Origin of the sequence: Streptomyces gilvus (genome assembly GCF_022513565.1) — a bacterium.
Taxonomy (GTDB): Bacteria; Actinomycetota; Actinomycetes; order Streptomycetales; family Streptomycetaceae; genus Streptomyces; species Streptomyces gilvus.
Window position 1 is genome coordinate 14,366 of the sequence record NZ_JAKWBE010000048.1, and the last position, 25,137, is coordinate 39,502.

The 25,137-nt window shown below is 71.5% G+C and carries 22 protein-coding genes; 11 read left to right on the forward strand and 11 right to left on the reverse strand.

Features of this window, described 5'->3' with window-relative positions; translation table 11 throughout:
* Positions 1–53: 53 nt before the first annotated feature.
* From MKW14_RS39075 to MKW14_RS39100, 6 genes are all read right to left on the reverse strand, one after another.
* Positions 54–821, reverse strand: coding sequence for a DUF899 domain-containing protein (locus MKW14_RS39075; protein ID WP_240871270.1), 768 nt, complete (start codon positions 819–821; stop codon positions 54–56).
* 76 nt (positions 822–897) lie between these two features.
* The gene (locus tag MKW14_RS39080; protein ID WP_240871271.1) at positions 898–1,566 is read right to left on the reverse strand and encodes a copper chaperone; all 669 of its coding nucleotides are present in this window, start codon (positions 1,564–1,566) and stop codon (positions 898–900) included.
* Positions 1,567–1,618: 52 nt separating this feature from the next.
* On the reverse strand, positions 1,619–1,969 hold the full coding sequence (locus MKW14_RS39085; RefSeq protein WP_240871272.1) for an ArsR/SmtB family transcription factor: 351 nt from the start codon (positions 1,967–1,969) through the stop codon (positions 1,619–1,621).
* Positions 1,956–2,390: an SRPBCC domain-containing protein gene (locus MKW14_RS39090; protein WP_240871273.1), complete on the reverse strand. Its 435-nt coding sequence runs from the start codon at positions 2,388–2,390 to the stop codon at positions 1,956–1,958. Before MKW14_RS39090 ends, MKW14_RS39085 begins: the two co-directional genes overlap by 14 nt.
* A gap of 69 nt (positions 2,391–2,459) precedes the next feature.
* Positions 2,460–3,164: a response regulator gene (locus MKW14_RS39095; protein WP_240871274.1), complete on the reverse strand. Its 705-nt coding sequence runs from the start codon at positions 3,162–3,164 to the stop codon at positions 2,460–2,462.
* The gene (locus MKW14_RS39100) at positions 3,161–4,849 is read right to left on the reverse strand and encodes a sensor histidine kinase (protein WP_240871275.1); all 1,689 of its coding nucleotides are present in this window, start codon (positions 4,847–4,849) and stop codon (positions 3,161–3,163) included. Before MKW14_RS39100 ends, MKW14_RS39095 begins: the two co-directional genes overlap by 4 nt.
* A gap of 211 nt (positions 4,850–5,060) precedes the next feature.
* On the opposite strand from MKW14_RS39100, the gene MKW14_RS39105 reads away from it, so the two are divergent.
* The 3 genes from MKW14_RS39105 (at position 5,061) to MKW14_RS39115 (ending at position 9,473) form a co-directional block, all read left to right on the forward strand.
* Entirely contained in the window at positions 5,061–5,765 is a 705-nt protein-coding gene (locus tag MKW14_RS39105) for an ABC transporter ATP-binding protein (protein ID WP_240871277.1), read from the forward strand.
* Positions 5,766–5,823: 58 nt separating this feature from the next.
* Positions 5,824–8,208: an FtsX-like permease family protein gene (locus MKW14_RS39110; protein WP_240871278.1), complete on the forward strand. Its 2,385-nt coding sequence runs from the start codon at positions 5,824–5,826 to the stop codon at positions 8,206–8,208.
* Positions 8,209–8,552: 344 nt separating this feature from the next.
* Positions 8,553–9,473, forward strand: a complete 921-nt coding sequence (locus MKW14_RS39115; RefSeq protein WP_240871279.1) for an N-acetylmuramoyl-L-alanine amidase — start codon at positions 8,553–8,555, stop codon at positions 9,471–9,473.
* Positions 9,474–9,572: 99 nt separating this feature from the next.
* Here MKW14_RS39115 and MKW14_RS39120 read toward each other — a convergent pair whose 3' ends face one another.
* Positions 9,573–10,763 (reverse strand): MFS transporter, encoded by a 1,191-nt coding sequence (locus MKW14_RS39120; RefSeq protein ID WP_240871280.1) that lies wholly within the window; start codon positions 10,761–10,763, stop codon positions 9,573–9,575.
* A gap of 92 nt (positions 10,764–10,855) precedes the next feature.
* On the opposite strand from MKW14_RS39120, the gene MKW14_RS39125 reads away from it, so the two are divergent.
* The 3 genes from MKW14_RS39125 to MKW14_RS39135 all read left to right on the forward strand — a co-directional run bounded on the left by MKW14_RS39125 (position 10,856) and on the right by MKW14_RS39135 (position 13,305).
* Positions 10,856–11,851 carry a winged helix-turn-helix domain-containing protein gene (locus MKW14_RS39125; RefSeq protein WP_240871281.1) on the forward strand — a complete coding sequence of 332 codons (996 nt, stop codon included), beginning with the start codon at positions 10,856–10,858 and terminating at the stop codon, positions 11,849–11,851.
* A 9-nt stretch (positions 11,852–11,860) separates the two neighbouring features.
* Positions 11,861–12,370: a glutathione peroxidase gene (locus tag MKW14_RS39130; RefSeq protein WP_240871282.1), complete on the forward strand. Its 510-nt coding sequence runs from the start codon at positions 11,861–11,863 to the stop codon at positions 12,368–12,370.
* A 68-nt stretch (positions 12,371–12,438) separates the two neighbouring features.
* Complete coding sequence (locus tag MKW14_RS39135) at positions 12,439–13,305, forward strand: MerR family transcriptional regulator (protein WP_240871284.1); 867 nt, start codon at positions 12,439–12,441, stop codon at positions 13,303–13,305.
* Between the two features lie 16 nt (positions 13,306–13,321).
* On the opposite strand, the gene MKW14_RS39140 is transcribed toward MKW14_RS39135, so the two are convergent.
* Both MKW14_RS39140 and MKW14_RS39145 read right to left on the reverse strand, forming a co-directional pair.
* On the reverse strand, positions 13,322–15,181 hold the full coding sequence (locus MKW14_RS39140; protein ID WP_240871286.1) for a DUF8823 domain-containing protein: 1,860 nt from the start codon (positions 15,179–15,181) through the stop codon (positions 13,322–13,324).
* A gap of 202 nt (positions 15,182–15,383) precedes the next feature.
* The gene (locus tag MKW14_RS39145; protein WP_240871287.1) at positions 15,384–18,227 is read right to left on the reverse strand and encodes a D-alanyl-D-alanine carboxypeptidase; all 2,844 of its coding nucleotides are present in this window, start codon (positions 18,225–18,227) and stop codon (positions 15,384–15,386) included.
* A 713-nt stretch (positions 18,228–18,940) separates the two neighbouring features.
* Here MKW14_RS39145 and MKW14_RS39150 point away from each other — a divergent pair.
* The 3 genes from MKW14_RS39150 (at position 18,941) to MKW14_RS39160 (ending at position 21,297) form a co-directional block, all read left to right on the forward strand.
* Positions 18,941–19,702, forward strand: coding sequence for a GOLPH3/VPS74 family protein (locus MKW14_RS39150; protein ID WP_240871288.1), 762 nt, complete (start codon positions 18,941–18,943; stop codon positions 19,700–19,702).
* A gap of 317 nt (positions 19,703–20,019) precedes the next feature.
* Positions 20,020–20,877, forward strand: a complete 858-nt coding sequence (locus tag MKW14_RS39155; protein WP_133049533.1) for a helix-turn-helix domain-containing protein — start codon at positions 20,020–20,022, stop codon at positions 20,875–20,877.
* Between the two features lie 228 nt (positions 20,878–21,105).
* On the forward strand, positions 21,106–21,297 hold the full coding sequence (locus MKW14_RS39160; RefSeq protein WP_208785440.1) for a DUF397 domain-containing protein: 192 nt from the start codon (positions 21,106–21,108) through the stop codon (positions 21,295–21,297).
* A gap of 118 nt (positions 21,298–21,415) precedes the next feature.
* Here the strand turns inward: MKW14_RS39160 and MKW14_RS39165 are convergent, their stop codons facing one another.
* Positions 21,416–22,255 carry a hypothetical protein gene (locus MKW14_RS39165; protein ID WP_240871291.1) on the reverse strand — a complete coding sequence of 280 codons (840 nt, stop codon included), beginning with the start codon at positions 22,253–22,255 and terminating at the stop codon, positions 21,416–21,418.
* 80 nt (positions 22,256–22,335) lie between these two features.
* Between MKW14_RS39165 and MKW14_RS39170 the strand changes: the two genes are divergently transcribed.
* Positions 22,336–23,121, forward strand: a complete 786-nt coding sequence (locus MKW14_RS39170) for an SDR family oxidoreductase (protein ID WP_240871292.1) — start codon at positions 22,336–22,338, stop codon at positions 23,119–23,121.
* 160 nt (positions 23,122–23,281) lie between these two features.
* Positions 23,282–24,856, forward strand: coding sequence for a sodium:solute symporter family protein (locus MKW14_RS39175; RefSeq protein ID WP_240871293.1), 1,575 nt, complete (start codon positions 23,282–23,284; stop codon positions 24,854–24,856).
* A gap of 67 nt (positions 24,857–24,923) precedes the next feature.
* On the opposite strand, the gene MKW14_RS39180 is transcribed toward MKW14_RS39175, so the two are convergent.
* On the reverse strand, positions 24,924–25,137 hold a 214-nt coding region (locus tag MKW14_RS39180; RefSeq protein ID WP_240871294.1), incomplete at its 5' end, for a class II aldolase/adducin family protein.

A 25,137-nucleotide genomic window follows, 5' to 3' on the forward strand; every position in this document is an offset into this window, starting at 1 on the left:
GAGCTGAGGGCTTGCGGGGTGCGGGGCGAAGGTTTCGGGCCCCGCCCCGTGGCTCACCGGCTGTCGTACTCGTCGTGGCGGCGCCACCAGAAGCCGGTCTCGTTACGGCCGAGGGGGGCGCGGTCGAGCCACTGGTACATGCCCCACAGGGCGTCCAGCCCGCGCGCGTATGCCGAGTAGGTGTGGTGGACAGTGCCGTCCCGCAGAGCGAAGGCGCTCACGCCGGGGCCTTCTCGGCGGTACGTCTCCCAGTCCGTGCCGACGATCGACTCGGAGAAGGCGTCGCGGGAACTCTTGTCGTCGGCCGTTGCCGGTCGCAGGTCCTCCTCGCCGAAGTTGTACGCGACGACTCCCGCTTCCCACTCCTCCTTGGTGTGCGCGACCCCGAAGTCGAAGTTGAAGTCGGAGCCGTGGGAGGAAGCCCACGGGAAGCTCCAGCCCATGCGGCGCTTGTACGCCTGGAGTTGCGCGAGCGGGGCCCGCGACACCGCGCAGAGCGTGACGTCGTGGTGGGCGAGGTGGACGGCGAAGCCGTCGAAGCCGTCGGCGATCGCCGAGCAGGACGGGCATCCGGCGGTGTAGTCGGGCCCGAACATGAAGTGGTAGACGAGCAGTTGCGAACGTCCCCGGAACAGGTCGGGGAGTGACGCCGTGCCCTCGTCCGTTTCGAACCGGTAGTCCTTGTCGACCCGGACCCAGGGCAGCTCCTGCCGTCGCCGGGCCAGCTCGTCGCCGCGGCGGGTCAGTTCCTTCTCCGCCTCCAGCAGCTCCAGGCGAGCGGCCAGCCACTCCTCGCGTGTCCCCGTCTTGTGCGTGGTCATGATCCGTGACTCCCTTTCTTGTTTCCTTCTTCCCGTCTCTTCTTTCTATTTCTTCCTGTTTCTTCCTTTTCTGCCTCTACATCGCTTGCGTCATCAGTCCGGGAATCAGTGAGGGCGCGAAGACGATCAGGAGTCCCAGACCGGTGATCGACAACGCCGACGGAACGTCGATGGCGGCCTTCGCGGGCAGCAGCTTCTGGGCGCAGGCGAGGGCGGCGACCACCGACATCCAGAACAGGCTCATCACGTCCAGCGCCACCAGCATCGCCATCAGACCGATGCTCGAACCGGCGCAGTACAGCCCGTACCTCAGCCCGGAGCCGGCCTCCTCGCGGCAGCACCGGCGGAAGTGCCGTTTGACCGGCGTGAGCTCGTAGGCACCCGCCGCGATCACGGCGAGGCCGGCGGCGCGCGTCCCGTGCGGCCGGTCCAGCGCGTACGCCACCATGCCCGCCAGCGCCCAGACGGCCAGGTAGGCCCCGGCGAACCGTGGCACGCCACGCACTCCGCCGGTCACGCGGACGTGTCGGATGACCGCCGGGGCCGCGCCAGGCAGCATCATCGCCGTCATCATCGTCAGCCACGTCGTGGTGAAGAACCAGAACGGTCCCGGCCCGGTCTCGATCCCCATGTCCATACCGCGCATCAGCCAGGCCGCCGCCGGCCAGCATGTGGCGGAGAGCCCGAGCGTTGCCACCAGCACGATCGGCGGCGCGGTCAGGCGTCGGGATTCCACGCTCACCATCGGTCCTCCCGTCCAGCTCTCCCGCTGCCGGGTGCGCGGACGGCGGTCTCCGTCACCCGGATCCGTGCGCCTGCTCGTCGAGGTGATCTTTCAGCGCTTCGAGCGGGCTGTCCCAGTCGCGCGCCAACGCGGCCAGGAACTGCTGCGCCACCTGCATCGGCGCGGAACGCAGCCGATAGCGCACCCGGCGCCGCTCACCCGGTTCCGGGGCCACCAGGCCGGCCTCGGCCAGCAGGGCCAGGTGTTTGGCGATCGCCTGCCGGGTGATCGGCAGCCGGCCGGCCAGGTCCGTGGCCGTGGCCGGCCCTCCTGAAGCCAGCGCGGCCAGGATGGCGCGCCGGGTCGGGTCGGCCAGAGCGGCGAAGACCTGTTCGGCGATCGCCTCCGTGTCAGGCTGCCGCATCGAGGTGGTCGACCAGCTCGCCGAGTTCGCTCGCCCACCCCTTGGTGTGATCGTCGTACTCCGCGCGGTGGACCTCGTCCGGCAACTGGGCGAATCCGGACTCGACCACCGTCAGCCGTGTCCTGTCGCCGACCGGTTCGAGCGTGAACTCGACGTAAGTGCGACGCGGATCGTCCTCGGGCAGTCCGGCCACGCGCCAGGTGTAGCCGAACACCGTCGGCTCCTCCACCCGTTCCACCCGCATGTCGGCAGTGTGGCCGCCGTCCCATGTCATCCACGCCTTGCCGCCCGGGCGCAGGTCGATCTCGGCGTGCTGGCCGAACCAGGCACTGAGCCCCTCGGCCGTGGTGAGCGCCGCCCACACCTTGGCCGGCGGGTGAGCGATCTCGATGGTCCGCTCGATGTGGTCAGGGAACCCCATGACTGCCTCCCTATAGCAACCGATTAGTTGCGACACTATGGCAACCAACCGGTTGCGTCAACCCCCGGGCTACGACTGCTGACCCGCTGTGCCCCTTCCGGCTCCCGGCACGATCAGTCCCGACTCGTAAGCCACCACCACCGCCTGGGCTCGGTCGCGGAGGGTGAGTTTGGAGAGGATTCGGGTCACGTGGGTTTTGACCGTGGCCTCGCTCAGGCCGAAGTGGGTGGCGAGTTCGGTGTTGCTGAGGCCGTTTCCGAGGGCGCGGAGGACTTCGAGTTCGCGGGGGGTGAGCGCCGAGAGGTCTCGGTGGAGGGGGGCGGTGTGGGGGGTGCCGTGGGCGACGAAGCGTTCGATCAGGCGGCGGGTGATGGTCGGGGCCAGCAGCGCGTCGCCCGTGCGGGCGAGGCGGACGGCGGCGACCAGGTGTTCGGGGGTGACGTCCTTGAGGAGGAAGCCGCTCGCTCCCGCGGTGAGGGCGGCGTAGACGTAGCGGTCGAGGTCGAACGTGGTCAGGATGAGGACGCGGGGCGGATCGGGCACGAGGCCGGAGAGGATGCGCCGGGTGGCCTCCAGGCCGTCGGTCCCGGGCATGCGGACGTCCATCAGGACCAGGTCGGGGCGGGTGCGGCGGACCGCGTCGATCGCCTCGTCGCCGTCGGAGGCCTCGGCGACGACGTCGATTCCGTCCGCGGCAAGGATCAGGCTGAAGCCGGTGCGGACCAGTACCTGATCGTCGGCGATCACCACTCGCAGCGGCGGCGGCCCGCTCACGCCGGTTCCTCGACCGGCAGGACCGCGCGGACCGTGAAGCCGCCGGTGGGGCGTTCCCCCGTCTGCAGAGTGCCGCCGTGGACGGCCAGGCGTTCGCGCAGGCCCATCAGGCCGTAGCCGGCGCCCGGGCCCGCCAGGGCCGTCGCGGTGCCGCCGGTGTCGGACACCTCGATGTGCAGGGCGCCCGGGACGTGGTCGACGGTGACCCGTACCCGGGCGCCGGCCGCGTGCTTCACGGCGTTGGTCAGCCCCTCCTGCACCACGCGGTACGCGGCCAGCTCGACGCCGGAGGGTAGCGGTACGGGGGTTCCGGTGACGGTCAGTTCGATGGGCACGCCGGTCTTGCGGAGACGGTCGGTGAGGGCCGGCAGCTGGGCAAGGCCCGGTTGCGGCGCGAGGTCGGCCTGGGTGAGGGGGCCGGGGCCGCCGCAGCCGGTGACCGGCTCAGCATCGTCAGCGGCCCCCACGTCGGCGACGTAACTGGCCGCGGCGTCACGGTCGTTGTCCCCCGTCAGTCCAGGATCATGGCCGTCCACCGGCCCTACTCCGTCGCCTGTCGCCGACCGGACGACGGCATCGGTCACCGGCCTGCCCTCCTCCCGGGGCACCCGCCCGACCTCCTCGCCAGGCACCCGCCCGACCCCCACACCCCTCACCGGCCCAACCCCCTCGCCGGTCACCAGACCAGAGCCGCCCCCACCACCCACCAGTCCAGAGCCCCCACCCCCCGCCAAGCCCGCCCCCTCCGCCGCCATGGTCAACAACCCCATCACCTGCCGGAGTTCGGTCATCGCGCTGCGGCCCCCCGCCTCCACCGCCAGCAGGGCCTCGCGGGCGCGGTCCGGGGCCGTGTCCATCACCTTGCGGGCCGCGCCCGCCTGGATGACCATCACGCTCACGTTGTGGGTGACGACGTCGTGGAGTTCGCGGGCGATACGGGAGCGTTCGCGGTCCACGGCCAGCCTGGTCGCGGTCTCGTGGTTCTCCTGCAGGACGCGCAGGCGCTGCTTCCAGGTGTGGACGGCGTTGGCGGCCAGCCCGACCCCGAGCAGGGCGAGGAACGGGACGACACCGGGCGTGAACGACGGGAAGTTCTCGTCGTGGAACAAGGCCAGCAGGGCGGCCCCGGTCACCAGGCCGGCCAGCGCGCGCCCGCGGTACGGGCTGTACACGGCCGCGCTGTAGGCGGCGACCACGCAGGAGACGAAGGTGTAGACGGTCGTGTCGCCGCCGCCCAGCCGCTGGTTGAAGAGCAGGCTGACGCAGGTCACCGCCCAGAACGCGGTAAGCGGATACCGGCGCCGTACCACCAGGGGCAACGCGGTCAGTGCCGCCAGCGCCAGTTGCCAGGCCTGGACCGTACCGAGGTGCTGCGCCAGGTCCGCCGGTGGGAAGGGAGCGTTCGGCACGGTCGGCGCGGTCGGCACGGTCGGTACCGACGAGGGGGCCGACACCTCGACCGGCGGGAGGAAAACCGTGCCCCCGCCCTGCCGGTGGGCGGCGATCACCGTGCAGGCCGCCAGGACGAAGGCGAGGATCGCGTCGGCCGCCCACATCCACCGGGACGGACGCGGCAGCGGGCTGCGCTCCCGCAGCGCCGAGACCCTCGTCCGCCACCACTCCGCGATCTCCGCCGCGACGCCCGCGGTCCCGCCCGTACGCACCGTCCCGACAGCCCCGCCCATGCGCACAGTGTGGCAAGCACCGGAGCCGGCCACATCCCTCCCGCGACGGACGGCGGCGCACGGCTCGTACATCCCCCGCCTACATCGCCGGGATGACACCGCCGCGGGGTCATACGGGAGCGGCAGCCGGTCTCGCCGTCACAGGCGACGCGGCCGCCGCGCCCCGGCCCCTACCGTCGGGCCAACCCGAACACCGGCCCATGGAGGCACCGTGACAGCGACCGCCCCCGTCATCGACATCCGTGATGCGACCAGGACGTACGGCGAGGGGCCGCCGGCGCTCGCCGACGTGACCCTGAGCGTGCGCGCCGGAGAGGCGGTCGCCGTGCTGGGGCCGTCCGGCAGCGGCAAGTCGACGTTGCTGAACCTGATCGCCGGGCTCGACCGGCCCAGCGCGGGCAGCGTCACCGTCGCCGGGCTGCGGGTGGACGGGATGGGCGAGGCGAGGTCGGCGGAGTTCCGGCGGACGAGGATCGGCATGGTCTTCCAGTTCTTCAATCTGCTGGACGACCTGACGGTCACCGACAACGTGCTGCTGCCCGCCCAGTTGGCGGGTCTGCCCCGGGCCGAGGCGCGACGGCGGGCCGCCGGTCTGCTGGAGCGTCTGCGCATCGACCGGTACGCGGGCGCCTATCCCGGCCGGCTGTCGGGCGGGGAGCGTCAACGGGTCGCCGTCGCCCGGGCGTTGATGAACCGTCCGGCGCTGCTGCTGGCCGACGAACCCACCGGCGCGCTGGACACCGCCTCCGGCGAGGACGTCCGGGAGCTCCTGACCGAGCTCAACGCCGACGGGCAGACGATCCTCCTGGTCACCCACGACCTGCGCCTCGCGGAGTCCTGCGCGACCCGGACCGTCGAGCTGGTCGACGGCCGCGTCGTACGGGACACCGAGCGCACGACGGCGGTGACCCGATGAGCGCCCTCGGCAAGGTCGTCTCCGCGCAACCACGCCCCCACACCCCGGCGGTGACCCGATGAGCGCCCTCGGCAAGGTCGTCCGGGCCGGGATCGGGCGGCGGCGTCTGCAGACCACCGTCATGATCCTCACCACGCTCATGGCCGTCACCGCGTCCGTGCTCGCCGCCGGGCTGCTCGTCGCGGCCCGGGCGCCCTTCGACCACGCCTTCGCCCAGCAGCGAGGCGCCCATCTGACCGTCCAGTTCGACGGGACCAAGGTGACTGCCCGTCAAGTGGGCGCGACCGCCCACGTGTCCGGCGTGAGCGCCGCTTCCGGGCCCTTCCGGACCCTCTCCCTGCGGCCGCGCACCGCCTCGGCGTCGGACGCGCTTCCGGCCGGGGTCGATCTGCCGCCGCTGACCGTCGTCGGCCGGGCGGACGCCGGGGGCCGCGTCGACGGGGTCAGGCTCGTCGCGGGTGCCTGGGCCACCCGGCCCGGACAGATCGTGGCGGCGTACGGCGGGATGCCCGTGCAGCCGGGCGCCCGGCTGACGTTTCCCTCCGCGCCGGGCGGCCCCACGCTGACCGTGGTCGGCGTCGCCCGGTCGGTGACCGGCACCGCGGACGCCTGGGTCACTCCCGCGCAGGCCGAGGCGTTGAGCGCGCGCGGCGGCCCGGTGTCGTACGAGATGCTCTACCGCTTCCGGCACGCCGGTACGGACTCCCAGGTCGCCGCCGACCGGGCCGCGATCGCCGCGGCGGTGCCGAAGGGCGCGCTGAGCGGATCGCGGTCCTATCTGACCGTACGGCAGCAGGAGACCGCCAACACGATGGCGTTCGTGCCCTTCCTGGCCGCCTTCGGGGTCCTCGGGCTGCTGCTGTCGGTTCTGGTCATCGGGATCGTCGTCAGCGGCGCGGTGGGCGCGGCGACCCGGCGCATCGGCATCCTCAAGTCCCTTGGTTTCACTCCCGCGCAGGTCGTACGGGCCTATGTCGGGCAGGCGTTGGTCCCGGCGGGCGTGGGGTGTGCGCTCGGGCTGGTGCTGGGCAATCTGCTGGCCGTTCCGGTGCTCGGCGATGTCGGTACGGCCTTCGGTGGCCCGGGGGCCTCGGTTCCCGTGTGGATCGACGTGGCGGTGCCCGGGGTGGCCCTCGCGCTGGTCGCCGGGGCCGCGCTGGTGCCCGCGCTGCGGGCCGGGCGGCTGCGGACCGTGGAGGCGATCACCGTCGGACGTACCCCCGGTACCGGCCGGGGACGTCTGGCGCGGCGGCTCGCGGGGCGGCTGCCGGTGCCGCGGGCGGTGGGGCTCGGGCTGGCGCACCCCTTCGCCCGACCGGCGCGTTCGGCGACGACGGCCGCCGCCGTCGCCTTCGGCGCGGCCACCGTCACCTTCGGGGTCGGGCTGGCCCTGACGCTCGGGGCCGTCCAGTCGGGCCGCATGCTCGACTCGGCCGGGTCCGTCGTGGTGACGGCCGGCGGCGGGCAGGCGCCGCCCGGTGCCGAGGCGGTCCCCGCGGGCGGCGGTCCCGACGCGCCGAAGGCCGATCCGGCCGGGGTCGCCGCCGCGCTCCGCGCCCAGCACGGGACCAGCCGTTTCTACGGCATCGCGCAGGCGGAGGTGAGCGCGTCCGGGGTCACCGGTGCCACCACCGTGGTGGCGTACCAGGGTGATACGGCGTGGGCGGCCCCGCAGATGGTCTCGGGCCGTTGGCTGGACGGGCCGGGGCAGGCGGTGGTCACCACCCGGTTCCTGAAGGCCGCCGGGATCCGCGTCGGGGACACCGTGACTCTCACGGAGCGGGGGCGGCGGGCCTCGGTGCGGATCGTCGGCGAGGCGTTCTTCACGGCGGACCAGGGCATGGAACTCCTCACCCGGACCTCGACGCTCGCGGAACTGGGGCTGGACGCGACGCCGGGCCAGTACGGCGTGCAAACGAAGCCGGGAACGGACCTGGCGCGGTACCTGACCTCGCTCAACGCGGCTCTGAAACCGGTCGGCGCCGTCGCGCAGGCCAACACCGCGCGGACGTCCGACGTGATCGTGACGATGGACGCGCTGGTCGGGACGCTCACCCTGATGCTGGTCGCGGTGGCGGGCCTGGGGGTGCTCAACACGGTCGTCCTCGACACCCGCGACCGCGTCCACGATCTCGGCATCCTCAAGGCACTGGGGATGGCCCCGCGCCAGACCGTCGCCATGGTGGTCACCTCGGTCGCCGGCATCGGTCTGGTCGCGGGCGCGGTGGCGGTCCCGGCCGGCGTCGCCCTGCACCGGTACGTCACACCGCTCATGGGCGACGCCATCGGCATGACCCTGCCCGCCTCGGACATCGCCGTCTACCACGCACCCGCGCTGGCCGCGCTCGGCTGCGGCGGGCTGGCCATCGCGGTACTGGGCGCCCTGCTGCCGGCCGGCTGGGCCGCCCGCACCGACACCGCCAGGGCGCTGCGCACCGAGTGAGCCCCTTGGACCGACGCCCGCCACAACCCCTCGTAGCGAATGAGCCACTCGGACCGACACCAGCACCGGGCCGCGCACCAAGTGAGTCACTCAGACCAACACCGCAACCGCGCCTCGCTGCGCGCCGAGTGAGCTCCGCCAACGCGCCTGTGCCACAGGCGCGTTGAGTCGCAAGCCGCAAGAAGTCCGGCCCCAACTCCGCGCGCCTCAGCGCTTCCGGCCCCCTCACCCGGTACGAAGGCCCTCATACGATTCCCGGCCGCCCCGCACGCGGTTCGATTCGTCAACTGGCTTCACAGGAAACCCGGTTACGTTCACCGGATCCATCCGAAAGGACCGCAGTCATGGCCACACCCCTGACGGCCGCGCAGATGCTCGACGCGCTGAAGGCCGAGGGCCTCACCGTGCACGAGCACGCCGGCTGGAAGACCCACAACCGCGACGCGGCGACCGGCAAGAGCTTCGGCCCCGTGATCGGCGTACTGATCCACCACACCGCCGGTCACGGTGACAGGGAGCTCTGCTACAAGGGCCGATCGGACCTGCCCGGCCCGCTCTGCCACGCCTGGCTCGGCAGGACCGACGGTCTGTGGACGATGGCCAACGGCCGCGCCAACCACGCCGGCGGCGTCGACCTCGACGTCCTCAACGCCCTGCGCGCGGAGAAGCCCCTCCCCGTCGACAACCAGGCCAACGCCGACGGAAACGACTGCCTGTACGGTCTGGAGATCGAGAACCTCGGCGACGGCAAGGATCCCTACCCGGAAGCCCAGTACCGCCAGGCCGTGCTGTGGGCCGCCGCGATCTGCCGGGCGCACGGCTGGTCGGAGAAGTCGGTCGCCGGGCACAAGGAGGTCCAGCCCGGCAAGGTCGACCCGAGCTTCGACATGGACGACTTCCGCGCCGACGTGCAGAAGCAGCTCGCGAAGACGGCGACCAAGCCCGCCCCGGCCCCTCCCAAGCCCGGCAAGCCCCGCGTCGACCTCTCCCGTCTCCTCCAGGCCGCGAAGGCAGACCCGGGCGCCAAGCAGGGCCACGTCTCCTACATGGCCGGCACCAACCTCACCGAGGCGGCCCTGGTGAAACTGGGCTACCTGGCCAAGACCTATGCGGGTGACGGCTCCTTCGGTACGACCACGATCGCCGCGTACGCCAAGTGGCAGCGTCACCTCGGCTACAGCGGCGGCGAGGCCGACGGCATCCCCGGCAAGATCTCCCTGAGCAGACTCGGCGACACCACGGGCCTGTTCACCGTGGTCGCCTGACCTCCGGACCGCCGGGCACCGCGAGCCCCCTCCGTGTGCCCGGTCCGTTCCCGGTGGAACTGCTGCGCTACTTCGACCGGTCGGCCCAGCAGTTCGGGGCTACGACTCCTGCGGCACCGGCACCCGCTCCGGCGCCCCCCGCCGAGCAGCCGTAGCGAGCGCCACCGTCACCCCGCCCGACGCGGCCGCCATGAGGGTCATCGCCGTGCCGGGCGAGGTGAGTTGGGCGACGGAGCCCGCCAGGGCCGCGGCCACGCCCTGCATGGTCAGCATCCCGGAGGAGTGCAACCCCAGGGCGTGGCCGGAGAGTTCGTCCGGGGTCAGGGTCATCAGCCGCTCCTGCTGGACGAGGCTCGCGCCGAAGCCGACGGAGGCCAGGGTCACGGCGACCGCGGCCAGGGGGAGCGCCGGGCGCAGGGCGAAGAAGAGGTAGGGGCCGGCCAGCAGCAGGAGCAGGGGCGTCGCCAGGCGCCGCCGCACGGCCGGCGGGACCAGGCGGCCGACGGTGACGTCCCCGGCGAACATGCCCAGCGCCCCGCAGGCGAACAGCGCGCCGGCGGCGTGGGGCGCGTAGGAGACGTACAGGGACTCGCAGCCCACGACGAGGCCGTTGGGGAGCCACAGGCCCAGGTAGGTGAGGCGGCGCGGGCGGTCGGACCACAGCAGGGCGTTGGTGCGCCAGGTCGCCGAGACGGACGGGCGTCCCGAGGAGCGCGGCGGGCGCTCGCTCAGTCCCAGACGCATGCCGAGGGCGGTCGTGGCGTAGAGCGCGGCCGAGAGGAGCAGGCAGGCCTGCGGGGACAGGAACGTCAGCAGCGCGCCGCCGGTCGCGAACCCGGTGATCTGCATCAGCCCGGAGAGCATGTTGAACACCGAACGCCCCAGCAGATAGCCGTCCTTGGAGAGGATCTCGTTCAGCAGGCCCCAGCGCACCCCGCCGCCGAGCGAGGCGACCAGGCCCTGCAGGAGGACGACGGCGAAGACCGCCCCGATCGGCAGACCGGGCAGCGCGAGGACCGCCGTACTGGCGGCGAAGGCGAGGGCGATGCCGGTCAGGGCCGTGCGCGGGCGCAGCCGGTCGGCGCCCGACAGCAGCAGCGAGGCGCCGAGCACCTGGGCGAGCTGCGGCCCGAACATGCTCACCGCCGACAGCAGCGGCGATTCGGTCGCGCGGAAGACCAGGGTGCCGAGCGCCAGGCCGCCGATCGTCTGCCCCACCGTCTGGGTGGCGGAGGCGAGGAAGAACGGGGTGAACTCGGGCGTGCGGAAGAGCTCTCGGTAACTGCGCATGCGGGGAGTCTCGGGAGAGCGGGACAGCGGGCGTTAGTGTTTCGCGCGAGCGCGAAAGGTCACTGGAAGCGCGAAAGGTCACTGGGGGTGGCATGGGCTGGTGGCAGATCAACGCGGACACCCTCGCGGGCAGCCGGTTCGTGCTGTCCCCGCTCGCCGAGACCCTCGCCTCCCTGAAGCTGCTGCACGCGGGCGAGGCCGCGCACCCGGGCGAGCAGGTCTGGCTGGGCCGCCATCTGCCCGGCTACCGAGCGCGGTTGGCCGCCGACCCCGTCACCGCGCTGCTGGTGCGCGCCGGGTTCGGCCGGGTGTGGACCGCGGACTTCCTCGCCCCGACCCCGAGGGACGGGGAGGACGTCGAGGAGGGCCTCGACCGCGTCCGGGCCACGCCCGCCGACCGGGCCCGCGCCGACCTCGTCGTCTCCCTGGCCGGCAGCCCGCTCCCCGCCGCCCTGGACCGCGACGACCTGCCCGAACGCGCGGCCGCTCTGCTCCGGCACGTCTGGACCGAGACCGTACGGCCGTACTGGGACCGGCGCCGACGGATCCTGGAGGCCGATGTCGTCGCCCGCACCGCGCAGGTCAGCCAGGGCGGCTGGGCGGCCGTGCTGGACGAGCTGCGGCCGGGCCGGACCCGGTGGCTCGGTGAGAACCGGCTGCAGGTGAACCTGCACGAGTATCCGCCCCGCGAGATCTCCGGCGCCGAGCTCGTCTTCGTGCCGGTAACCCCGCAGCGGCAGGGCGGCTGGGTCTCCTGGGAGGACGGCCGGGAGCGCTACGCGCTCGTCTATCCGTGCGCGGGCGCGCTGTCGGGCGGTGAGCGCAGGGCCGTGCCGGCGGCGCTCGGCGCGCTGCTGGGGGCGGCGCGGGCCGAGGTGCTGGTGCTGCTCGACTCGCCGCTCAGTACGACCCAGGTGGTGGCCGTGACCGGGCAGGCGCTGGGTTCCGTCGGCCGGCATCTGAAGGTGCTGCTGGACGCCGGCCTGGTGGAACGCCGCCGTGCGGGCCGGTCCGTGCTGTACTCCCGTACCCCGGCCGGCCACGTCCTGGTGGAGGCCGGGAACCGGGCCGACACGTACCGGAGTTAGCATCCGGTTATGACGACTGCAGAGAGCAACGGCGCCGCTCCCCTCGACGTGGAGATCGGCGCCCTCCAGGGTGGACCGGCCGACCTGTCCCAGTACGCGGGCAAGGCCGTCCTCATCGTGAACGTGGCCTCCAAGTGCGGGCTGACCCCGCAGTACAACGGGCTCGAGCGCCTCCACGAGCGCTACGCCGAGCAGGGCTTCACCGTCCTCGGCGTGCCCTGCAACCAGTTCATGGGGCAGGAGCCGGGCAGCGCCGAGGAGATCGCCGAGTTCTGCTCGGCGACCTACGGCGTGACGTTTCCGCTCACCGAGAAGATCGAGGTGAACGGCGACAACCGGCACCCCCTCTACGACCGCCTGACCGGCTTCGCCGACGCCGAGGGCCACACCGGGGACATCCGCTGGAACTTCGAGAAGTTCCTGATCGGCCGCGACGGCAAGGTCGTCGCCCGCTTCTCCCCGCAGACCGAGCCGGAGGCGGCGGAGGTCGTGAGCGCGGTCGAGAGCGCGCTCGCCTAGAGACCCGTTGACCTTGCCCCTGGGGCAAGCCCGAGCGTTCCCGTCACCGGGCGGAAAGGACCCGTCCGGTGACGGAGGATGCTCTCGTGGACGACGAACTGCTCACCATCGGCGCGTTCGCCGCGCGGGCGCGGCTGTCGGCGAAGGCGCTGCGGCTGTACGACCGGCTCGGGCTGCTGGCGCCGGCCCACGTGGACGAGCTGAGCGGCTACCGCTACTACCGCGCGGAGCAGGTGGAACGCGCCCGGCTCGTGGCGCTGCTGCGGCAGCTCGACATGCCCCTCGCCCGGATCGCCGAGGTGGTCGAGGCGGAGGGCGCCACGGGCGCCGACCTGCTCGCCGCGTACTGGGCGGACGTGGAGACGCGCTTCGCCGGGCAGCGGACGCTCGCCGAGTACCTCCGTGGACGGCTGTCGGGGAGGAGTTCCGAGATGTACGGGAAGTTCGTGGTCGAGACGGTGGACGTACCCGAGCGGGTGGTGATCACCGAGTCGCGGCACACGCTGGCGGACGAGCTGCCGGCGTGGATCGGGGCCTCGCTGGGGCGCCTGGAGGAGGCGGCCCGCGCGTGCGGGGGCGTGACGGCGGCGCCGTACGTCGTCTACCACTCCGAGGTGTCCATGGAGAGCGACGGCCCCGCGGAGTCCTGCGTGCCGGTCTCGGACGAGGCGGCGGCACGGGCGTGGGCGGCCGGGCGGGGACGGGCCTGGGAGACCGCGGTACGGGTGGAGCCGGCCCAGCGGCTGGCCTGCACCCGCATCACCAAGGCGCAGGTGGCCCACCCGCAGATCCTGGCCGCGTTCGAGGCGGTGGAGGAGTGGATGGCACGGGAGGGCCTGGAGATGGCGGGCCCGTGCCGCGAGGTCTACTTCGCGGACTGGGACGCGGCCGGCCCGGAGGACGAGGTGTGCGACGTGGCGTTCCCCGTCAGGTGACCCGGTGAACGCGTGATCACTTGAGCTCGTCGGGGCAGGGCGTGCCGCGGGGCAGCGTGTAGGGCGCCGCCAGGCGGTACGTGCCCGCCTTCGGGGCGATCAGCATGGTCCACCGGTCGCCGTTGACGTCCTTCTCCGTCTCCATCAGGCAGCCGTTGACGTTGTCGTACGACTTCGGCTGCCCCTCCGCCCGGTGCTTGGACGCCTCCGTCTCCTGCGGCGGCTTGAGCTTCTTGCCCTCGGCGTCGACGATGCTCAGCCACGGCGAGTACGGGATCTTGATGAGGATGCGGCCGGCCTTCTTGACGTCCATCGTCATCTCGCCCTGCTCGGCCCGGTCGACCACGGTGTTCGGCTCCGCCAGCGGGGCGGCGTCGGTGACCCGGAACAGCTGCCAGTTGGCGTCGCCCCAGATCTGCTCCAGATACGGCATGCCCCGCTGCACCAGCTCCCGCTCGCGCTCCCCGCCGTCGCCGTCCGGCTCGCCCTTGGGCAGCACGACGAAGTGGACGGCCCAGCGCTGCAGCCACTCGTGGTAGTTCGCCGAGTTGAGCGTGTCGTCGTAGAAGAGCGGGTTGCGCTCCATGTCGGCCTGGCGGTTCCAGCCGCGGGCGAGGTTGACGTACGGCGCGAGAGCGGAGGCCTCGCGGTGGGAGCGGGCCGGGACGACCTCCACGCGGCCCTTCTCGGCGCCGACCTTCTGGAGCTGGTTGACCAGCGGGGCGAGCTCGCGCGCCCAGGACGCGGCGGGGGTGGTGTGGACGACGTCGTCCACCGCCTTGAAGCCGATCCAGAAGACGAAGCCGGCGATGGCCACCCAGGTCACGTACCACTCGCGCGAGCGCGGCACCTTGAACGGCAGCACCGCCACCAGCGCGACCCCCGCGAACAGCATCGCCAGCCGGGTGATGTTGGAGCCGATCTGCGAGCTGACCAGCCAGACGCCGAGCACACCGAGGCCGTACACGACGGAGGTGAGCCGGACCGTCGTCCACTGCCTGGGGGTGAGCGCGAAGCAGAAGACCGCGTAGGTGAACGGCAGTATCACCGAGGCGATCGTCATCGGCTGGGTGCCCGAGAAGGGGAACAGCCAGGCCGAGACCGCCACCACCACGGCGGGCGCGATCCCGAGCGCCCAGGCGCCGGGCCGCCGTTTCTGCAGGAACAGCGCGACGGCGACCAGCCCCACGAACAGGCCGGCGACCGGCGAGGACATGGTGGCCAGGGCCGCCAGTGCGGCCGCGCAGGCGGCCTTCGCGCCCCGCTTGTGGCGCCACTTGTGCGGCCAGCAGAAGACGACGGCGACCGCGCCCAGCGCGAACATCGTGCCCAGTCCGAAGGTCACCCGCCCGGAGGCCGCGTTGCACAGGAAGGCGTAGAGGCCCGCCAGCGAGGCCCACAGCGGGTTCCTCACCGACCGGCTGCGGATGAGGATCATCGTGAGCAGCCCGGCGGAGACCGTCCCCGCGATCATCATGGTCGTACGGACGCCGAGCACCGACATCAGGTACGGCGACACCATGCTGTACGACACCGGGTGCATCCCGCCGTACCAGGCGAGGTTGTACGCCGAGTCGGGGTGCCGGCCGACGAACTCGGCCCACGCGTCCTGGGCCGCGAGGTCACCGCCACTGTTCGCGAACGTGAAGAACCAGACGATGTGCAGGACGCCCGACAGGGCGGTCATCGACAGCACCGGGTGACGCAGCAGCCGCTCGCGCAGGGCATGGAAGGCTCTGCCGGCCCTGGCTCTCGCGGAGGAGTCCCTACGACCGTCCTCGTGCCGCTCGTCGCGCGGTACGGGCACGCGTATTCGCGGGCCGGTTCCCGGGCCCGGGTCGGCGTCGTCGGCGCGTGTCGGCTCCGCAGTGGCCACCTGAAGGCACTCCCCGTGGGTGTCCTGTCTTCTGTTTCTAGGACGCGTCCCGTTGGCCGTCCGTTGCCGACCACGTCCCGGGGGATTCCCCGGCCGCGTCCCGTGGGCGGCGACCTGCCCCGTTTCGTGACGCTAGCACGCACCCCGCCGGACGGCTCCCAGGTGGGCCGCCGACGGGGTGCGTCCGCGCGGTGCGGCCGGTTCAGCCGAGACGGGTCAGCTTGGCGGTGAGTCCGGGTTCGGCGAGGTTCTTCTGCAGGGCGACCGGGACCTTGACCGCGCCGCTGCTGCCGTCGCCGACGGTGAGCGTGCCCACCGTGGTGCCGGCCTTCGCGGAGTGCGGTACGTCGTCGGCGTCGAAGGACAGCTTCACCCGGAAGCCGGACCAGCCGACGGCGGCGACGTCCTTGGTGACGACGACGGGGGTGCGGCCGCCGAGCTTGTCGTCCACATACCCGACGACATCACCCTTCTTGAGGATCTTCGCCGACTTCAGCGCGTCCTGGGCGGCGAGCATCGCGGTCTTGCTGACCGCGTTGACCGTGTCGATGATCGGGTTCGTGTGCTGGCCGAGGATCGCGCCGACGACGGTGACCGTCTCGCCGTCGACCTCCTTCGTCGCGGCGAACAGGAGGTTGCCGCCGGCCTTGGTGGTCGTACCCGTCTTGATGCCGATGGCGCCGTTGTAGGGGACGAGCCGGTTGTAGTTGTCCCACTTCTTGCCGGAGGGGTCGACCCAGGTGGGGAGCTTGGTGATGGCCATCAGCGCCGGGATCTTCACCAGCTGGTTGCCGAGCTTGACCTGGTCCGCGGCGGTGGAGACGGTGGTCTCCTTCAGGCCCGAGGCGTCGGTGTACGTCGTGTTCGTCATCCCGAGCTGCTGGGCCGTGTCGTTCATCTTCTTGATGAACGCGGCCTCGGAACCGGCGTCCCAGCGGGCGAGCAGGCGGGCGATGTTGTTGGCCGACGGGATCATGATCGCCGACAGGGCCTGCTGCTCGGTGAGGACGTCACCCTTCTTGACGGTGGTGAGGGTGGACTCGCCGTCCTTCCAGTAGCCGGCCTCCTTCTCGGCGAGCGCGTCCACCGTGATCTTCGGACCGTCCTGGCCCGCCTTGAGCGGGTGGTCCTTGAGGATGATGTACGCGGTCATCGCCTTGGCGACCGAGCCGATGGCGACGGGGGTCTGCTTGCCGAAGGCGCCCATCGTGCCGATGCCGTTGACGTCCAAGCGGCCCTGTCCCTCGGCCGGCCACGGGAGGGTGACCGGGGAGCCGTCGAAGGTGTACGAGTCGTCGGCGGTGAGGGCGAGAGTGGGGGTGGGAAGGGGGCGGACGGCCTGCACGATCGCAAAGACGAGGGCGAGGAGCAGGACGAGGGGGGTCCAGATCTTGACCCGGCGCAGGATCGTGCGGACCGGGGTCTGGGGCGGGGGCGGGGTGTTGGTCAGCTCGGCCAGGAGGTCGAGCGGGGGCTTGGGCGGAAGCGGCTGCTGGGTCGTCCGCTCGGGACCGACCTGCGGGACCGGCGCGGTGGCGTCCGCGGGCTTCCTGGTGCGGGGTTCGTCGAGAGGCTTGAGCGCGACGAACTTGCTGGTGCGCTCGGGGTCGGCTTTGGGGTCGGCCTTGGGGTCGGCCTTGGAGTCGGCCTTGGAGTCGGCCTTGGTGTCGGCCTTGGTGTCGGCCTTGGGGTCACCGAGCTTGCCGCCGAGTTTCAGCATGGCGGTCGGCTGGTCGACCTGGGGCTTGGGGCGCTTGAAGACGGCGGTGGGCTGGTCTACGGGCTTGGCGGCCGGGGGCGCGTCTGAGGGTGCGGGTGCGTCGGCATCACCGGTCTTCCCACCCGCCCCAACCGTGCGGCTCTCGTCGTCGACTGCGGGCGGCCCCTGCGGCTCCTTCCCACCATCGGCGACTGCGGGCTCGTGCACGGGGGCCACACCGCCCGACGCCTCACCGTCACCATCACCGGGAGCCTTGTCCTCGGGCTCGGGCTCGGGCTCGCCATCGTCGACACCGGGCCGGGCGTCGTCGCTCGCGGGGCGGGCGTCCTCGATGTCGTCCTCGGCGTCCTCGCCTCCGGGGCGGGCATCCTCGATGTCGTCCTCGGCGTCCTCGCCTCCGGGGCGGGCATCCTCGACGCGAGCCTTCCCAGCACCGGACTTGACGTCCTTGGCTCCCGGCCGAGCGTCCTCAGCGCCGGAACGGACGTCGTCGCTGGCCTCGGCACCCTCGCTCCGAGACCGCGCGTCCTCGCTTGCGGGTCGCGCGTCCTCGACGCCGGACTCAGGATCCGCCCCCGTAAGGCTGAGGGTCTCAGCGGCAGTCCGCTTGGCCGAAGCACCGGAGCGGGGGGCTCCGTCCCCGGGGCGAGCATCCTCGACGCCGGACTCCGAGCCCTCCCCCGAAGAACTGCGGGTCTTGGCGGCAGACCGCGTGCCCTCAGCGCCGGTGCGGGGAGCCTCGTTCGCAGGCCGGGCATCCTCGACACCGGACTCGGGGTCCTCCGACGCTGAGCGGGGGTCCTTGGCGGCTGGGGGTGGCTTCGGCTTGTCGTCGTTCTCGTCTGTTGCGGGGGGCTCGGGCTCCGTGGTCTCGGAGGCGTCCTTGGCGTCCCCCGTACGCACCCATGCCGCGACGGCGGCACGCAGGCGTGCGTCGCCGCCCGTCTCGCCGTCGCCGGTGACCTCCGCGGAATCGTTACCCTCCGCCGAGCCATCGTCCTGGGCGTCGACGTCCCGTACGTCCCGTGCCCGTCCCGCCTTCCGGTCACCCTCCGCTTCGCCGGGCTTCCCGGCACCGTCCACGTCAGAGTCGCCCGATCCGGCGGTGTCCTCCGCGTCCTGAGCACCCTCGGACTCCCCGGCCTCCGCAGAGCTCCGGCGGCCCTGGGTGCCCACAGCACCGTCGACGGCGCCCTCCGCGTCCTCCGGGCCCTCGGAGTCCCCTGTGGCCTCCCCAGCCGTCTCCGACCGGCCAGAGGGCCGCTCAGACGCGGTCTCGTCGTCACCCGTCTCCGCCGCAGCCCCGTCCGAGGAGCCGTCGGTCATCGCCTCGGCGGACGCCCCCTCGGCCTCCTCGTCGGTTCCCCGGCCGTTCCTGGCGTCGATCGCATCGCCGTCGGGCCCCGCGGTCCCGTCCCCGGACGCACCGCCGTCAGCGCTCGCAGACCGACCGCTGGTGGCACCGCCGTGCGTCCGGGCGATCCCGTCGCCAGACGCGCCGCCGTCAGCCCCCGCAGTCCCCTCGTCGGCCCCGCCGTTCCTCGCCCCGTCCGGTGACGGCGTTCCCTCGGACTCTCCCGCCGACGCCGGCCCGGGCTCCCCCGCCCGCTTCAGGTCCCGTACCGAGAAGGTTCGGGTTGCTGTGTCCACGCCGCCTCGGGGGGTGGACGGATCCCGGGACACCGCCATGCGGGGGTCGCTCGGGTTGGGAACCGGAACCGCGCTCCCCGACGTCGGTTCTGCCGACGACTCGCGCTGCTTGGACCTGTCGGGGGACTCGCCCGCCACCGATGCCTCCTCCATCTGCCGCCGCATGCCCCGCACGCGGCTGCCGAACCGTCAACCGAACCGTGAATCGCCGCCCGGGACACCGCCGTACGCACTGTCCGAACCATGTACCAGTGTCCTGTGTGGGGGCTTAACCCCTGCGGTAGACGAGAACGACATACCTACCGGTTCCCTCACAAAGAGGTCACGCACCCTCGACAGACCAATGTGAGAGGGGTCACCCTGTCTTTCATCCACGCGGGGAGGCATGGATGGGCAGGAGCCGCAGAACACTTCCGGAGGAGCTTCTGCTGCTGGCACTGGACCCGACCACGGGTACCACTGCGCAGCCGCAGTCGCTCGACCTCGGTCTGGCCGGAGCACAGCTAGTGGAGCTGGCGCTGGCCGGACGGATAGCCCCAGACGGGGATCGTATCGCCGTGGTGGCACCACGGCCGACTGGAGATCCAACGTTGGACTGTGCGTTGGAGTTGCTGCGAAGGCGCGGCGCTCCCGTACGGGCAGTGAACTGGATTGGCGGGCCGCGTCTCGGGCTGCGCCAGACCTACCTCTCGCATCTGGAGCGGTGCGGCATGGTGCATGCCGTGGCCGGTCAGATGTGCGGGGTGCTGCCGACGACTCGCTACCAGGCGACGGACACCGCCATCAGCCGGGAGATCAGGGCCCGGCTGGATTCCGCGATCCGTACCGGCGTACCGCCGGACCCACGGACCGCGGCGCTCGCCGCACTGGCGCACGCGGTCGGTCTCGGCAAGCATCTGTACCCGGGCAACGAGGGTCGTTCGTCCAGGTCCCGACTGCGGGACCTGATCCGGCACGACCCGATGGGCGGTCTCGTCGCGCACGCCGTGATGGACGTCCAGAACGGCGTGGCGGCCCAGCCGCGCCGCAGCCCGGCCCCGGCCGGCCGCCAGGCCGCCGCCGGACCGGCGAGGTCCGCCGCACCGGAACCCGCTCGTGGTGTTCCGATGCAGCCGCGCCGGGGTTCCATGGCACGCGTCGTGGCCCACTGAGCCGCGGTTCCACGACACAGCACCACCCACGCACCACCCACGCACCACCGACAGCACCACCCATCGCACCACCGAGGGCCGCACCCGAGTCCCAGGACCGGTTCGGGAGCCGCTGGTTCGCGCGGGGTGGCGGGACCGTGAGGTCTCGTCGCCCCGCGCGGCCGCATGTCCGGCCTGTTCGCGCCGGGTTTCCTGAACTGACGTGCGTTCAGCGCATATCCACCGTTTGCCAGCGGTAGTAAGCACCTTGGTGGCAGTCTGCTGAACAGCAGATACGCAAAGTGGTAACCAGAGGTCCAGCCGGAGGTGCACGTCCCGTGGCGTCCAATGTCAATCCCACCGTCAGGCGGCGCCGGCTGGGCCAGGAGCTGCGCCGGCTCAGGGAACTCAAGGGCATGACGGCCGAAGAGGTCGCGGAGCGACTGCTGGTGTCCCAGTCGAAGATCAGCCGGCTGGAGAACGGGCGGCGCAGCATCAGCCAGCGCGACGTACGCGATCTGTGCGGGGTGTACGAGGTCGAGGACCACCGGATCGTCGACTCCCTGATGCAGATGGCCAAGGACAGCCGCCAGCAGGGGTGGTGGCACTCCTTCGGGGACATCCCGTACAGCGTCTACATCGGGCTGGAGACGGACGCGGCCAGTCTGCGGGTGTACGACCCCCAGGTGGTGCCGGGGCTGCTGCAGACCCGGCAGTACGCGGAGGCGCTGATCGCGGGGGCGTTGCCGGAGACGGCCGCCGCCGACGTGGACAAGCGGGTGCAGGTGCGGCTGCGGCGGCAGGAACGAATCACCGCGCCGGACAACCCGCTGCGGCTGTGGACCGTGATGGACGAGGCGGCGCTGCGCCGGGTGGTGGGCAACAAGTCGCTGATGCGGGACCAGTTGGAGCACCTGGTCGAGCAGGCCCAGCTGCCGCACGTGACCGTGCAGGTCATCCCCTTCGACATGGGCGCCCACCCGGGCGTGAACGGCCAGTACGCGATCCTGGAGTTCCCCGACGCGGCCGACTCCAGCGTCGTCTACATCGAGGGCGTGACCAGCGACCTGTATCTGGAGAAGGCCAACGACGTGCAGAAGTACAGCGTGATGTACGAGCACCTCAGGGCACAGGCGCTGAACCCGGAGCACTCGCGTCAGTTCATCGCGGACATCGCGAAGGAGTACGCGCGCTGAAACGGCTGACGGTGCCCGTACGGGCCGCCATCGAGGCCGCCCTCGACGGAAGGGGCCGTACAGTACACCTTCCCCAGGCCGAATTGGAAGACCCGCCTGGAATATGCCATCCAGTCGAGTGAAAAGTCGCTTCGTACGCCGAGGTGGGCGAGTAACGTCGATCACGCCAATCGGGCATCAGGGTTGGCGGAAACCCAGTAACTCATCACCACGCATTACGGAGCAGAAATGGCAATTCGTCAGGGCGCCACGACCACCTGGACCAAGTCCTCGTACTCCACCGGCAACGGCGCGTGTGTCGAGGTCAAGTCCCCGGTGATCGCGGCCATGGCCGTGCGGGACTCCAAGGTCACCGACGGTCCGGTGCTGGCCTTCCCGGCCGACGCGTGGAACGCCTTCGTCACCTCGGTCAAGGCGTAACGGCACGCCGGTCAGGTATGAGACAACTTCACAAGCTTCACCAACAGAGCCCTCTCGACCAGCCCGCCGTCCTTGCCGAGAGGGCTCGGCTTGTGTCCGGAACCGGCCCACGCCCTACCTAGCGCAGCCGGTCGACGTACCGGTCCGTGCCGGGCACGGTGGGGATGAACGGCGCCACCAGTTCCACCCTCCCCAGGCCCGACTCCTCCACCGGCCCGTCCAGGTCCGTGAAGCACGCCTCCCAGCATGCGCGCGGGTCCGCCTCCAGGAACCACAGCAGGGTCAGCCGGGTGTCGACGCCCTCCACCTGCTTCACATAGGTCATCCGGTCCCCGGGCAGCGGCGTCGGCCGGAACACGGTGACCATGGCGGCCGGGGAGCCCGCGAGGCGCTTGGGCAGGTGCCGCGAGCGCAGCCACTCCAGCAACTCGGCCCGCTGCTCGGGGGATTCGGCGTCGATCACCTCCACCACCAGGCCGGCGTAGGGGTGGTCGAGGGCGTGGAAGTCGCGGGGCCCCGCGGCGCCGTCCCGGTACACGGTCGCCTCGTGGTCCTGGAACGCCGTGAAGACGTGGGTGCGGTCCTGGTACACGCGGGCGTCGCGGTTGAGGCGCTTGTTGATGCTGACTGTCCACCGCATGTGGTCGTCGTAGCGGCCCGCCGTGATCCAGTACACGGATATATAGCACCCGGCCGTCACAGGCTGGGCGATCGCCGACTTCTCGGGATAGCGCAGGAGTTGGAGGTCGCGGGTGGCCACCCAGCGGCGGCCGGCGTACATCCAGGGCATGGCCATGGCGCCGGCGTAGTAGTGGTCGTCCTCGTACCAGCGGTTGTACGCGTACTCGTGGCCCGGGTGCGGTTCGACCATGGTGATCAGGGCGTGGCCCGGCCGTACCCCGTAGGGCCCCACGGCGGCCAGCTCGGCGTACACGTCACTGCGGGTTTCCTCGCTCACGTCGCTCCCCTTCCGTCCTCCGCCGGTCGCCCATACTCTGACGCCCCGTCAGATAATTGGCCATACCCCCGGAGGCTCGGATGTCACTGCTCGCGGGCAAGACCGTCGTCGTGTCGGGAGTCGGCGCCGGGCTCGGTCACCAGGTCGCCGCGGCGGTCGTACGGGACGGCGGGAACGCGGTGCTCGGGGCGCGGACCGAGGCGAACCTCGCCAAGAGCGCCGGGGAGATCGATCCGGACGGGGCTCACACGGCGTACCGGTCGACGGACATCACGGACGAGGGGCAGTGCGAGGCGCTGGCGGGGCTGGCCCGGGAGCGGTTCGGGCGGATCGACGCGGTGGTCCATGTGGCCGCCTGGGACAGCTACTTCGGCGGGCTCGAGGACGCCGACTTCGCGACCTGGCAGTCGGTGATCGACGTGAACCTGCTCGGTACGCTGCGGATGACGCGGGCGTGTCTGCCGGCGCTGAAGGAGCGCGGGGGCTCGGTGGTGTTCATCGGGACGCAGTCGTCGGTCGCGGCCCCGACCCAGGTGGCGCAGGCGGCGTACGCGGCCTCCAAGGGGGCGCTGACGAGCGCGATGTACTCACTCGCCCGGGAGCTCGGGCCGCACCGCGTCCGGGTCAACACCGTGCTGCCGGGCTGGATGTGGGGGCCGCCGGTGCAGGCGTACGTCCAGTTCACGGCGCAGACCGAGGGCGTCCCGGAGGCGGAGGTGCTGGGGCGGCTGACGGGCCGGATGGCGCTTCCCGACCTCGCCACGGACGCGGACGTGGCCGACGCGGCCGTGTTCCTGGCCTCCGACCGGGCCCGCGCGATCACGGGACAGTCGCTGCTGGTCAACGCGGGGGAGCTGATGCGCTGAGGGCGGATTTCAGCCACGCCAAAAATTCATATACGTAAACGTGGGCCATTGAGCGGAACATTTTTGCCGTCTCTTGACCTGACGCTTGCTTGCCGTGATCATGCCACCCCACTCAGAGTTCACATGCCCGAACCCGGCAGCGGACCCTGGAAGGGGGCTCATGAACAGTCTCGACTGGGCCGTGCTCATCGGCTACTTCGGCGTGATGGCGGCGATCGGCGTCTGGTCGCACAAGCAGGTGGGCAACGTCAGCGACTTCTTCACGGCCGGCGGCAAGATGCCCTGGTGGCTGTCCGGCATCTCGCACCACATGTCGGGTTACAGCGCGGTCCTGTTCACGGGCTACGCGGGCATCGCCTACACCTACGGCGTCACCTCCTTCGTCACCTGGTCCTTCCCGATCGCGCTGGGCATCGCCATCGGCTCGAAGCTGTTCGCGCCGCGGATCAACCGGCTGCGCTCCAGGCTCCATGTGGCCTCCCCGCTGGAGTACCTGAAGAACCGCTACGACCTGAAGACCCAGCAGGCCCTCGTCTGGTCCGGCATGCTGCTGAAGATCGTCGACGTGGCCGCCAAGTGGGCGGCGATCGCGACGCTGCTGTCCGTCTTCACCGGCGTCACCCTGAACCAGGGCATCCTCATCACCGGCGCGATCACCGCCGTCTACTGCACGATCGGCGGCCTGTGGGCGGACGCGCTGACCGAACTCGGCCAGTTCGTCATCCAGTTGCTGGCCGGCATCTCGATGTTCGTCGCGGTCGTGCTGAAGCTGAACGACAAGAACATCGGCTTCTTCGACGCCTGGAACCAGCCGGCCCTGAACGGCCACGGCAAGGGACTCGTCGGGCCGTACGGCACGGTCTTCCTGCTCGCGTTCCTCTTCATCAAGCTCTTCGAGTACAACGGCGGCATGCTCAACCAGGCCCAGCGCTACATGGCGACGGGCAGCCCCCGCGAGGCGGAGCGCTCGGCGCGGCTGTCCGCGGTCCTGTGGCTGGTCTGGCCGGTGGTCCTGTTCTACCCGATGTGGATGTCGCCGCTGCTGGTCCACGCCCAGAAGCCGGACGGCTCCGACTCCTACGGCCTGATGACCGAACAGCTGCTGCCGCACGGCCTGTTGGGCCTCGTCATCGTCGGCTTCTTCTCGCACACGATGGCCATGTGCTCCTCCGACGCCAACGCGATCGCGGCGGTCTTCACCCGGGACGCCGCCCCGGTGCTGTCCCGGCGGGCCCGCGAGTGGGGCCAGCGCTCCGGACTGATCGCGGCACGGGTCACCACGGTCGTCTTCCTCGGTCTGTCGATGGCGGTGGCGACCCAGGTCAACTCCCCCACGTTCAAGGACATCATCACCGTCGTCATCAAGTGGGTGGCGGGTCTGATGGGCCCGATCGCCATCCCGATGATGCTGGGCCTGCTGCGCCCGTTCCGCCGCTCCGGCCCCACGGCGGCACTGACCAGCTGGTCGATGGGCCTGCTCGCCTTCTGGCTGGTCAACTACCCGATCAACTGGAACGTCAAGGGCGGTGTCCCGCTCGAGTACCAGGTCTCGATCCCGCTGGCGGTCTCCCTGCTCCTCTACATCCTCATCGGCTACCTCAAGCCCGAGGACACCCCGGACCGGCTGGCCGTCATCGAGCGGATCAACACCGACGACGACAGCACGGCGGCCGCGGTCCCGGTCCCCGCTGGCGGGGTGGACGACACCCTGGGCAAGACGCCCGTGAAGGACTGACCCGGGCGGAGTACGGCGGGCGGTGGCCCGGACTCGTGACGAGTCCGGGCCACCGCCCTTTCGCGTGTCACACGGGGTTGCCGTAGTAGGCGTTGGGGCCGTGTTTGCGGGTGTAGTGGCGTTGGAGGAGGTGGGGTGGGGGCGGGGTGGTGGGGTTGAGGGAGAGGGTGTGCAGGGCGATGTCGGCGACGGCCTCGCAGATGATGGCGTGTTCCAACGATTTACGGGCGCCGGCGCCCCAGGTGAAGGGGCCGTGCCCGGCGACCAGCGCGGCGGGGACT